Genomic DNA, 12355 nt, shown 5'->3' on the forward strand with positions numbered 1-12355 from the left:
ATGGCTGAAACACAACAGGCATCAGTCGAACTGATTGATTCAGTTGCCCGCAACATGGCGATTGTCGCCGCGGTTACTGCTGCCAATCCCCGGCAATTCCGCGCAGACGGCGCCAACAACCTGCTGTGGCATGCCCTGATCGACGCAGACCATATCGACGCCATCTACACAAGTTTCGAGGATGGCTATCACCGGGTGGTCTCGCGGATCGACGCCGACAGACGCCGCTCGGACCCGTTGATCCCCGCCAGTGCAAACTGGCACGCCGGTTATATCGAAGCCTATGCCCCCGGTGCCGCCCGCGTCCGCCACCGAACATTCTATGCGGCCTGGGGTGAACGTACGGGTAAGGACTATACCGAACCAACCAAACTCGATCTGCGCCAATTGCCCCACTACGTGGCAGCCAAGGCAAGTGGCCGGTTTGCGCTTGGCGAGCCGGCCATTAATCCCGACACAGGCTCCCTGGTCATGTCGCTTGGCACGCCGGTTTTTTCAGGCGGCGCCTTCGTCGGCTTTGTGGGCACAAACATCACGCTCGCCAACATCTCCGCCTATCTCGACGAACATCGGCTGAGCGCCAACAGCATCACCCTGATCTACGACCAATCGGGCCGGCTCATCGCCGCGTCCCACCGTGACCTGATGGTGCCGAGAAACGCCGCGAAGGAGGCGCTTCCAAGCCTGAACGACATTGCTGATCCCACGCTTGCGCAGGCCATCGGCCTCAGAGACAAAGCCGTTCAACATCCCCATTTGTTCACTGATAAATCCGGTCAGCAGTTCATCGTTGCTGGAAAGCCATTCCCGCCGCAATTCGGCAAGGACTGGGAAATACTGACGATCTCTCCGACGGACGATTTCATTGGCGGATTAAAGGAAACCAATCGTGACATTGCTGCCATCATTATCCTGATCATTGCGCTTGAGCTGTTTTTAATCGGCCTGGTGAGCCGCAATATTTCTCGCCGGGTTTCCGCGATTACGGGGGAGTTCAAGGACATCGGCCAGTTCAATCTCTCCAGTACGGTGCCTTTGCGATCCATTGTGCGCGAAATCGCCAGTCTCAATCTGTCCATCGAGTCCATGAAGGCGAGCCTGCGTTCCTTTGGTCACTATGTGCCCAAGGATCTGGTACGAAGCCTGCTGGCTGACGGCCAAGAGGCAACACTTGGCGGCGAACGCCGCCGCCTCAGTCTCCATTTTTCCGACATCGCAAACTTCACGGCGATTTCCGAGGGGCTCTCGCCAGAGGATCTGGTGGAAGCCTTGAAAGATTATTTCGAGCTCATGACCAGCGCCATCAGTGATGAGGGCGGCACCGTCGACAAATTCATGGGCGACGGCATCATGGCCTTGTACAACGCGCCAACGGCGCTGCCGGATCATGCCATTCGCGCCTGCCAGTCTGCCCTCAATGCCCAGCACCGCCTGTCGCAGTTTGCCGGGCAGCGGGTCGAGTTTCGCGCGCGGATCGGACTTGGCATTGGCGACGTCGTCGTCGGCAACATGGGCACGCAGGAGCGCTTTGCCTACACCGCGCTGGGTGATGCTGTGAACCTCGCCAGCCGGCTGGAGGGACTGAACAAGGTTTATGGCACGTCAATCATGGCATCCGAAGAACTGCGCGATGAAACCGGCGATGTCTTTGAATGGCGCCGCCTTGACCGGGTTGCCGTAAAAGGCCGGCAGCAGGGAACTGTCGTTTATGAACTTCTGGGGCGCTTTGGAGAAGTGGCCGCCACCAGGCTCCAGGCGCGCGATGCCTATGAACAGGGCCTTGCCTGCCTTTGGGCCGGCTCCGTTGAGGCAGCCAGCCAGCACTTTCAAGCAGCAGCGGCCCTGTGCCCGGGAGATCTGGCAGCCGACACACTGTTGGAACGTGCCGAGCGTTACACCCTCGCCCCGCCAGAACCTGGCTGGAACGGAACTGAGGTAATGCAGCAGAAATAGTGGCGAGCAATGGCTGGGTTGAACCGCGTCGTGTTTGCCGGTGGCTCCAACTGCTGCGAAGGTGGAGCCCTTAGGCGAAAGGCGACGAACAACCATGCGCCTGACGTACATGAGCGCGCGGCTCGGTTGGTGTTGGACCACGAGCCAGATTGCGGGTTCTGACCTGATTCCCTGATTTCATCTAGCGGGGCTTAGAGCCGGGCCATATTTGTTGTGCATGGGCGCAGGTGATGCAATGGCCTGCATACATATCAGGTGCGCGAGGCCTATGATGCGCTGCGTAATTGCCGAACCCAGTGCCGCATTTCGGCGCATTTTTTGGCTGATCACAAGCCGTTTCGCTATGGTGGCCCGGCGATGGCCGATCGGATGGCCGGAATGGCCAGGCCCAGTCGGGCTGATAAGCGCCAATTGCCGGGCCTTGGATATATCCATGGCAAGCGCGCGCGTGCCGTTGAGTACATAAGCGCCGGCAGCTTCCAATCTTGCCAGCAGCGACTGCACCCAAAAAATCGGGTGCACGGATTCGCGCAAGAACGTCGACATCGCGATGCGATTGAGGATCAAAGGCGCAGGCACTGCCGTGTCAGCGGGGTCATAGGCGGAGCCTGGTGAAACGGTTTGATAGTCGATGCCATGCCGATCGAGTGCCGCAAAAAGCGGTTCGAACCACGTGGGGTGTTCATATAGGATGGCTAGCTTGGTCATGATGCATCTGCCATTAGCGATGGTGCAACGGCGCACCGTGACAGATTTGCTTGGACTTTTGGTAGCCGGGCTTTCCGGTCAGGCGCGTTAACGGTTGACGCCCGTCCCGGTTGATCCACAGTCCGCCCAGTGCGCGATCACTGTTGAGGGGAGGCAGACATGCAAAAGTTCATGGGGATCAGGGTCCGGTTGCCAGTCGCTGCCATTATTGTCGCGGCCATCGCGGGCGGCGCTGCAATCGCTGCGCCTGCACAAGCCGAAGACGAAGCAGATAGGCTCGCGGCGCTCACGCCCGCTGCCGTGGCAACCATCAAGCGCATCGAGTCCAGCCCGGTGTTCGCCAAGGCCATGGCGGCGATCGATTCCGGACACGACAAATGGGTTGCCGACATCATCACCCTTACCGAAATCCCGGCGCCCCCATTCAAGGAGACCGCCCGCGCCAAGGCCTATCGCGACATATTCATCGCCCAAGGACTTACGGATGTGGAGATCGACACCGTGGGCAATGTGACAGGCCTGCGCAAAGGCGGCGGCGATGGCCTGATCGTCGTTTCGGCGCACCTCGACACCGTCTTTCCAGAGGGAACTCCGGTCAAAGTTCGCCGCGAGGGTGACAAGCTTTTCGCCCCGGGTGTTGGCGATGACAGCACCGGCCTTGCCACGCAGCTGGCGTTCATCAATGCCATGAATGCGGCCGGCATCCGCACCAAGGCCGATATCCTGTTTGTCGGAACCGTGGGCGAGGAAGGCCGCGGCGACCTGCGTGGCGTCCGTCACTTGTTCACCAAGGGGAAATACCAGGGCCGCACCAAGGCTTTTTTCTCCATCGACGGCGGCGGCATGGACAGCCTGACCATCGGGGGCGCCGGATCGAAGCGCTACCGCGTCACCTTCAAGGGGCCCGGCGGGCACAGTTTCGGCGCGTTCGGGCTGGTCAATCCAATGACCGCCATGTCGCAAGCGGTTGTTGACCTGTACAAGGTTACTGTCCCCACCGATCCCAAGACGACCTACAGCGCCAGCGTCGTTGGCGGCGGCACCTCTGTCAACGCCATTCCGGGTGAAGTGTGGATGGAATTCGACATGCGATCGGCAACGGCCGAGGAACTCGCCAAGGTCGAGCAACGATTCCTTGCAATACTGAACGATGCCGCCGCGACCGAAAACGTCGCGCGCTCCACGCGCGACGGGCGTATCACCGTGCAGCCAGTCCTTGTTGGCGATCGCCCGGCCGGCTCAACCCCGCTGAGTGCGGATATCGTTCAGTTTTCCACCGCCGCCTATGCGGCGGAGGGCATAAAGCTCAGATACAGTTCCAGTTCGACCGACTCCAACATTCCGATCAGCCTTGGCATTCCGGCCATTACGATCTCGCGGGTGGCAACTGGCGGGCGAAACCATTCCCTAGAAGAATGGATCGGCATTGAAAAGGCCAACAATGTCAAGCTGAAGCGCATCGGTCTCGCCACTATTCTGGCCACGGCTGGCATGTAAGGCGCAGCGCATTGGCGGTTGTGCGCGGTTGCCGTTCTCGCAAAGCGTCACGTGTCAAACCGACCAGTTACGTGACGGCATGTCCGGGCAGCGCTGGCGCAGTGACCGTAAGGAACGCATCCTTTGCCCCATTTTCTATCTCGCCCGGACGTGCGGGCGGGGAGACAGACTTTGCGGCTGCGGGGCTCACTGCTTGCGCGGCAAGTGCGACCGTCAGGACAAAAAGCCTAAGTGACGCTCTGGCCGATAAGCTGGGCCAGATCACAATCGGCTATGTCCACATTCACGCAGCCGTCATGCCGGTTTCCGGCCGCGAAGCGCCGCCCGGTAGCGCGCCAAGGCCCTGTCCAACTCGTCGCTCAGCGTGTCATATACCTGCTGCTGCGCCTCAGTTGGTGCGCCATGCCCCTCGTCCACCTGCGCCATCAAATGGGCCAGCCTGTCATTGAGTTGGATGGGGTAGGCGATCTTGTCCTTCGGGCTCTGATTGCGAACCTGATACAGCGTCGCTTCCACCGCCGCCAGTTCCTGCACCAGCGCGTCACGGGCCCGCGCCGCCGCACCCTGCCCCGGCTGTGCCAGCAGTCGGGCCTTTTCGGCCCTGATGTCGAGGACGGTCTGGTTGGCGAGCGAGACGGCATTGCGCAGGGCGAGGCTGAGCGTTTCCCGTGCCGCGAATGCGCCCGCCGGCAGCGGCTCCAGTCGTGGATCGGGCGAGACCGGCACGCTGGCGGTCAGCGTCTCGCCGCCAAGGTCCAGCGTCACCGCATAGGTGCCTGGGCGCACCAGCGGCCCCTGGGCCGGGTTGGGCGCTTCCAGGATCATGTTGTCGAACACGGTGGCTCCATCGTGGCGCAGATCCCAGCCGATGACGTGGGCACCGGCTGAAAGCTGCGCGGGCAACGCCAGGCGACGCACGATGGTGCCGGCCGCATCGCTGATCGTCAGGCGCGGCGCCGTCACCGGCCGCGTCAGGTGGAGGTGCAGGCGGGCCGGCACCACGTCCAGCACGGCCGCTGCCGGCGGGAACAGGGTCGACGTCGCGGGCGGGCCATTGGCCGCGAGGTGACGGAGCGTCTCCAGCCCTTCCAGCACAAAAAAGCTGCGGCCATGGGTGGCGATGGCCAGCTCGTTGCCGACCACGGCGAGACCGGAGACATGGGTGTCGGGCAAGCCGCGGGACAGGCGATGCCAGTGCTGGCCGGCATCGAAGGACATGTGCACGCCATGTTCGGTGCCGGCAAACAGCAGGCCGGGGCGCTGGCTGTCCTCGATGATGGCGTGGGCGAAATCCTCGGGCGGCAGGCCGCTGTCTATGCGCTGCCACGTACGGCCATGATCGGCGGTACGCCACAGCATCGGCTGGCGGTCGCCCATCTGGTAGCGATTGGCGGCCAGATAGGCCGTCGCCGGATCATGGCGCGAAGCGTGGATGAAGCTGATCTTGGTGAAGGGCGCGAGGCCGGCCGGCGTGACGTTCGCCCAGCTGCGGCCGTCATTGCGGGTCAGGTGAACGAGGCCATCATCGGATCCGGTCCAGATCATGCCGGCCGCCACCGGCGACGGGGCAATGGTGAAGATCGTGCCATAGACTTCCGGACCGTCCTGATCGGGGCGGATCGGGCCGCCGGTCTCGCCCAGGGTAGCCGGATCGGCGCGGGTCAGGTCGGGGCTGATGCGCTGCCAGCTCTGGCCCTCATCAAGGCTGCGCCACAGATGCTGCGAACCGGCATAGAGCGCGTGCGGCGTCTGGGGCGCGAACACGATCGGGAAGCTCCAGTTCCAGCGCTCTTTCATACTGCTGGCCGGCTGGCCCATCACCGAATAGGGCCAGGGCTGGACATCGCGCACCTGGTCCCGGGCCCGATCAAAGCGGATTAGGCCGTTGGTCTCCCCCACGAAGAACACGTCGGGCTTGGCCGGATGCGGGGCCACATGGCCGCTCTCGCTGCCCGAGATGGTGGTGAAATCGGCAAAGCTGTCGACGTGGGAGACCCGCCCGAAGCGTTGGGCCGGCCGGCTGGGCACGCACACGGTCGAATTGTCCTGCTGGGCGCCGCACAGTTCATAGGGAAAGCCGCGGGTGACCGCGAGGCGATAGATCTGGGCGGTAGGAAAATCCTGCTCGGTCCAGCTGCGGCCGCCGTTCACCGATACGCTGGCGCCGCCATCATCGGCGACGATCATGCGCGCCGGGTTGGCGGGATCCAGCCACAAATCATGCACGTCGCTGTGCCGGGTGCGCACCGCCGCGAACGTCTTGCCGGCATCAGTAGAGCGTTCCAGCTGGAAGCTGAGCACATGCACCGTGTCGCGATCGTGCGGGTGGGGGCGCACGCGCAGGAAATAGAAACTGCGCTGCCACAACTTGCGGTCGCCGTTGACGTGGGTCCAGGTCCGCCCGGCATCGTCTGACCGGTAGAGCCCGCCGTCTTCCGCCTCGATATTGGCCCACACCCGGTTTGGATCAGCCGGCGAGGGCGCGATGGTGATCTTGCCGAGCACGCCCCTGGGCAAGCCGGGATTGCGGGTGATCTCCGTCCAGCTGGCGCCGCCGTCTGTCGACTTGAAGATGCCCGATTCCGGGCCGCCGCTCCACAGCTGCCAGGGCTTGCGATAAACCTGCCAGAGCGTAGCATAGAGTATATCGGGGTTGGCCGGATCGAGCGCTAGATCGATTGCACCGGCGCGCGACGATCGGAACAGGATGCGCGTCCAGCTCCTGCCGCCATCGCGGGATTTGAACACGCCGCGCTCCTCGCCGGGCGCATAGGGGTCGCCGAGCGCGGCGGCATAGACGATATCGGGATCGCGCGGGTGCACGCGCAGCGCCGTGATGGTACGGCTGGCGGCCAGCCCGGCATGCTGCCATGTCTTGCCGCCATCGGCCGAGCGGTAAACACCGTCACCCTGCATGACATTGGCGCGCAACTGGCCTTCGCCCATGCCGATATAGACAATGTCGGGATTGCCGGGCGCCACCGCCACCGCCCCCACCGATGAACTGGCGATCTGGCCATCTGTGACCTGGCGCCAGCTGGCGCCGCCGTCTTCCGTCTTCCACAGGCCGCCACCGACTGCGCCGAGATAATATTCATTCGGTCGCGCCGGATGTCCGGTGGCCGCGATGGAGCGGCCGCCACGCCGGGGCCCGACATTGCGCCAATCCAGCATGGCGAAACTGTCTTCAATACTGGGCGCGGCCGCCAGCGGTGGCGCCAGCGGGGCCAGCAGGGTCGCAATGGCCAATGTGATGGCCACCCGGGCCCATTGCTGCCTCGATGTCACCTCGCACCCCTTTCCCGGCAGGCTGGCGATCGCGCGGCCTGCCGCCTTGCTGGTGGCGGTTGCCGGGAGCCCCCCTAGGGACGCTTGATCCCGGCTGCTGCCACCACGATGTCGAATGCCGTCGTCAGGCCCTTCACGAAGGCCCCTCGTTCGACACTGATATATTCGTCCAGCGCGTGGGCGCGGAAGCCGCCGCCACCTGCCGACAGCGTGATCGCCGGAATGCCCATGCTGATCGGGATGTTGCTGTCGGTCGATGATGCCGTGAGGTTGGCGTCATAGCCATTGGCGGTGAGCACCTTGGCGGCCGCCTGCACCAGCGGATCGCTGGCCGGCGTGCTGCCGGCCGGGCGGTCGCCGATCAGTTCAGGCACGGCGCTGATCTTGCCATAGCGCGTGTCGCGGGCGGCGTTTTCGGCGGCCACGCTTTCTTGGATGATCTGCAGGAAGCGGGTTTCCACGGTCTTCAGATTGGCCGGCGAAGCCGAGCGCATGTCGAATTCGGCAAGGATCAGGTTTGGAATGGAGTTGACCGATGTGCCGCCGGCAATCGTGGACGCGGCATAGGTGGTCTTCACATCCTGCGGTATCGAGATTGTGTACATGCCGCTCACGGCGCCGGCCATGGCCACCATCGGATTGACCAGCCCGAACGCGCCATAGCTGTGGCCGCCCGGTCCCTTGAAGGCGACGCGATAGCGGCGGGAGCCGACGGCGCTGTTGGTGATGCGGCCCACAGTGCTGCCATCGAAGCTGATGAAATCGCCAATGCGGGGCTTCAACGGGCTGGCCGAGAAGATGTGGCGGATGCCGCGCAGATCGCCCTGGCCTTCCTCGCCCACATTGGCGACGAAAATGATGTCGCGCGGGGTTTGCACCTTGCCGGCATCCATGGCGCGCACAAAGGTGAGCAGCGCTGCCACCGTTACCGTGGTGTCCCCGATGCCCGGCGCGTGCAGTGTATCGCCTTCGCGGCGCACCTTGATCGGAACATCGGGCGGGAACACCGTGTCGAGGTGGGCGGCAACCAGCAGCGCCTTGGCCGCACGGTCCTTGCCTGGCCGGGTGCCGATCACGTTGCCGACCGCATCGATATGGACATTCTCCAGCCCCAGCGCCGTGAACTTCTCCTGCACGCGCTGGGCGCGGGCGGTTTCCTTGAAAGGCGGTGCAGGGATCTCGGTGAGTTCGATCACCTCTGCGACCGTCTTGTCATAATCGGCGGCGATCTTGGCATGCGCGGCCACCAGGCTCGCTGATTGGGCGAAGGCCGGGGCAGCGGTGGTCAGCAGGACAGCAAGGAACAGCGTGCGCATCAGATCAGCCTCAATTGGTGGAAGATGAAAACAGGCGGCACAATGCGATCATTGCACCGGCAGGCGGATCACGCCCACGCCCTTTTCGATGGTGATGGTAGTACCGTACGGCGCGGAGAGGCGCTGCATCCGTTCGAGGATGCGCTGCGCGACGGCCGGACTGGCAGTGCCTGGGACGCCCTTCGCCGCGCCTTCGACCGCCGTGCCGAGATCGATCGGGTGCAGCCTGATCTCGGCGACCTGGCCCTTCACATAACGGCTAACGGCGATCACCGATTCATACAACACCGGATCGGCAAAGCTGCGGCTGTTGCGCGCCGCCAGCAATTCAGGCGGCGTTGCATCGGTGGGGTTGACGCCGAACTGCTCATACATGTCCATCGGCACGTCATCGAGGCTGTTGTTCATCATCGCAAAGTTGCCGAGCGAGTAGAAGATCGGCTTGCCCTTGTAGATCTCGATGCCGCGCAACTGGTGCGGGCCATGGCCAACATAGACATCGGCGCCGGCTTCGATCAGCTTGTGGGCGTAATCGACGGCGAACTGCGCCGGCACCTGGCTGCCGTTGCCCGGTTCGTGGTTGTGCAGCGTGTAGACGACGAAGTTGCCTACCTGGCGGGCCTGGCGCACGGCGCGCAGATTGGCCGCCTCGTCGCGCTGGTTGATGACATAGCTGATCTCCACCGGCGTCTTCGGCATATCGGTCGCTTCATAGCGCACGCCGCCGATGCGCACCGGCGTGCCGGCGCGGGCACTCGCCACGCGGGCCAGCACGGCGAGATCGGCCCCGCTGACCTTGCCCACGCGTTCGGTGCGCACCGTGTTCGCGCCCGGCCGGCCCGGCACTTCGCCCAGCGGATCGGAGGCGCGCGACCCAGGCGAGAAGCTAGAGGTGCCCGAAATCAGCGCCACGCGGCCAGCAGGCACGTCGAGATAGCGCGGCGCCCGCGCGGCCGCCATGGTGCGGCCGGTACCGGCCGCGACCAGCCCGCCCTTCTCGAGATGGTCGAGCGTTTCGAGCAGGCCCTGTTCACCCCAGTCGACCGTATGGTTGTTGGCATGACCGACGATGTCGAAGCCCATTTTGGCCAGATCGGGCACAATGGCCGGCGCACCCAGCATCCAAGTGCCCCCAGATTCGGCCCCCGGGCTTGCCTTCGTCGTCTTCAGGTCGAGCACGCTGGTTTCGAAATTGCCGAAAGCCACATCAGCATCGCGCAGCAGCTTGACCATCGCAGGCGCCTGCCGCTCGACGGTAGCCAGCATCGGCCGCAGGTAGATCAGATCCCCCACCGCCGCGAAGGTGAAGCCATCGGCGATCGGCGTCCATGGCACCGGCTTGATGTCCATCCCGCCCTGCTGGGCTTGGGCGATGCCAGCACTGGCCAGCATCGCTCCGGCCAACAGTAGCCGGATCGCCCGACCGCCGCGCCCGCTGTATGCCTTCCCGATCATGGCAAGCTCCTCCCCGAGATTGCCGCCAGCTGGGATCAGCCGGCGAAGTTGAACCTGATCCCCACGAGGAAGGTGCGACCCAGATAGTCATACAGCGTCTGGTTGCCGAACACTTCCACGTTCGACGTGTCCGACGGGCCCTTGCCGACCGGAACCAAATCCTTGTTGAACAGGTTGCGCACCCGCAGATAGATCTGCGGCTTGAACTTCTCGTTGGGCAGCGTGTAGGCGAACGAGGCATCGACATAGGCCGCACCGGGAATCCGGTTGTTGGCGATGGTGCGATTGACCGCGTTGCTGGCCGGGCAACCCGTGGTGCATTCCACCCACAGATTGTTGTAGACGCCGCCCGACACACCGCGCAGCGCGATCTGGGTGGTGAAGTTCTCCAAGGTGTAATCGAACGTGGCACGATAGATCCAGCTCGGCGGGCCGCTCAGCGTGTTCTCGCCAGCGGTGTCGGTGGGCGGATCCACGCCGTTCGATTCCGAATCCTCAATATAGTGCGTCGCCACGGTACGGATAGCGATATTGCCGGGCAGGGCCGACGCAATCGAATCCAGGCTGAAGCGATAGCTGGCTTCGATGTCGATGCCGCGGACGCGCTGGGTCAGGAAGTTGAAAGGGCTGTTGGCGACCAGAAATTCGGAGACGCCCGGCGCGCCACGCGCCTGGGTGAAGCCGGGGGATCCGAACGCCACATTGTTGCCGCCGATGATCGCCGTGAGACGCTGGCAAAGAGCGAGATTGCCATCGAAGCAACGGTCGATGATGCTCTGCGGACCAATGGTGCCGATCGCCCCGTTGATCTTGATGTCATAATAATCGACCGAAAGGCCAAAGCCCGGCAGGAACGACGGCCGGAAAATGGCACCGACGCCCAGCGTGTCCGCCTCTTCCGGTTCCAGAGCAAGGTTGCCGGCGACGGTTTGCGTGAAGCGGACCGAGTTGGCGTTCTGCCACGGATCGAACAGCGAGTTGGTGTTGCGCGTCCCGGCCGCGAAGAGTTCCTGCAGATTGGGCGCGCGGATGTCGCGCGAACGGGTTACACGCAGGCGCAGGTCAGGGATCGGCTGCCAGGCGCCGCCCACCTTCCAGGTGACGACATCGCCGGTCTGGCTGTAGCTGGTATAGCGGGCCGCGCCCGATAGTTCGAGGCCGAGCGGCAGCTTGAACAGCGTTTCCAGATAGGCCTCGGTAACGGTGTAGGAGCCATTGGTGGCCAGATAGTTGCCAACCACCCAGCCGCTTTCGGCACCGGGCGAAACCACGCCCGAAATTGCCTCGCGCCGGCGTTCAATGCCGAAGGCGAGGCCGATCGGATCGATCAGGCCATTGTCGATCTTGGTGCTGAAGTTCAGCGCGGCAACGTCCTGTTTGAAGGTCTGGATGCGGAACGGATCGCCGATGATGTAATCCACCACAGCCTGGCTGTTCACGTCGATGCCGAAGCTGTTGTAGGGCAGGCAGCCCGCTGCCAGCGCGTTGGTGCTGCCATCGCGGGTGACGCGGCAGACGATCTGGCCGGCGCTGTTCCGCACCGAGTCGCGAGCGAAATCCAGCTTGGTGCGGTTGATCGTCTGCAGCAGCTGCTCGCGCGCCTTGGTGACTCCGTGCTGATAATAGCCGTCAACATTCCAGTCGAGCCCGATGGCATCGAAATCGGTGTTGAAACCAAAAACATAGCGCTGCAGCCGGCGCGTATTGTTGCTCTGCCGTGACGGAAGGTCGCTGTCCCATGAGCCGAGCGTGAGGTTGGACGTGCCGATCAGCGCCTTGACCGATGCCGGGATGAAGGCGTTATCGGTGCGGATTGTGATATTGCCCTTGCTGGTGAAATAGCCGCCATCGTTGAAGGCGCGGCTCCAGTTGTAGGTGGCTTCACCGAATACTGTAAAATTCTCCAGCACATCGAAGCTGGCACGGGCAAAGCCGCCGGCGAAATTCTCTTCCGGCTGCAGCGAGGTCCGATCGAAATGCAAGCCCTGTTCCCAGTCGCCGCCGATCGTCCATTCGCGGTTGTTCAGGCGATTGGGGCCATAATTATACTGGCGGATGGCACCGCCGGGGCCGAAATAGGTGCCGCGGGCCGGACCGGCGGTGATGATGCCACCGGCGGTCAGACTGTTGAGGCCCGA

The 12355-nt window shown here is 63.5% G+C and carries 7 protein-coding genes; 2 read left to right on the top strand and 5 right to left on the bottom strand.

Translation table 11 applies throughout. The annotated features are described in order from the left end of the window. Positions 1-1953, top strand: a 1953-nt coding sequence (locus tag Q7O19_RS11575) for an adenylate/guanylate cyclase domain-containing protein (protein WP_303810671.1), incomplete at its 5' end; no start/stop codon positions are given. A 177-nt stretch (positions 1954-2130) separates the two neighbouring features. Here the strand turns inward: Q7O19_RS11575 and Q7O19_RS11580 are convergent. After that, positions 2131-2661 (bottom strand): hypothetical protein, encoded by a 531-nt coding sequence (locus Q7O19_RS11580; protein ID WP_303810672.1) that lies wholly within the window; start codon positions 2659-2661, stop codon positions 2131-2133. A 171-nt stretch (positions 2662-2832) separates the two neighbouring features. Between Q7O19_RS11580 and Q7O19_RS11585 the strand changes: the two genes are divergently transcribed. Next, positions 2833-4158 (top strand): M20/M25/M40 family metallo-hydrolase, encoded by a 1326-nt coding sequence (locus Q7O19_RS11585; RefSeq protein ID WP_303810673.1) that lies wholly within the window; start codon positions 2833-2835, stop codon positions 4156-4158. A 294-nt stretch (positions 4159-4452) separates the two neighbouring features. Here the strand turns inward: Q7O19_RS11585 and Q7O19_RS11590 are convergent, their stop codons facing one another. The 4 genes from Q7O19_RS11590 to Q7O19_RS11605 all read right to left on the bottom strand — a co-directional run. Continuing rightward, positions 4453-7419: a glycosyl hydrolase gene (locus tag Q7O19_RS11590; RefSeq protein WP_303810674.1), complete on the bottom strand. Its 2967-nt coding sequence runs from the start codon at positions 7417-7419 to the stop codon at positions 4453-4455. 101 nt (positions 7420-7520) lie between these two features. Beyond that, a complete protein-coding gene (locus Q7O19_RS11595) occupies positions 7521-8762 on the bottom strand; it encodes a M20/M25/M40 family metallo-hydrolase (protein ID WP_303810675.1) in 1242 nt (413 codons plus the stop codon). A gap of 48 nt (positions 8763-8810) precedes the next feature. Further along, on the bottom strand, positions 8811-10217 hold the full coding sequence (locus tag Q7O19_RS11600) for a CapA family protein (RefSeq protein ID WP_303810676.1): 1407 nt from the start codon (positions 10215-10217) through the stop codon (positions 8811-8813). Between the two features lie 35 nt (positions 10218-10252). Continuing rightward, a partial coding sequence (locus Q7O19_RS11605) for a TonB-dependent receptor domain-containing protein (RefSeq protein ID WP_303810677.1) occupies positions 10253-12355 on the bottom strand: 2103 nt, incomplete at its 5' end.

This window comes from Sandarakinorhabdus limnophila DSM 17366, assembly GCF_945882885.1.
Taxonomy (GTDB): domain Bacteria; phylum Pseudomonadota; class Alphaproteobacteria; order Sphingomonadales; family Sphingomonadaceae; genus Sandarakinorhabdus; species Sandarakinorhabdus limnophila_A.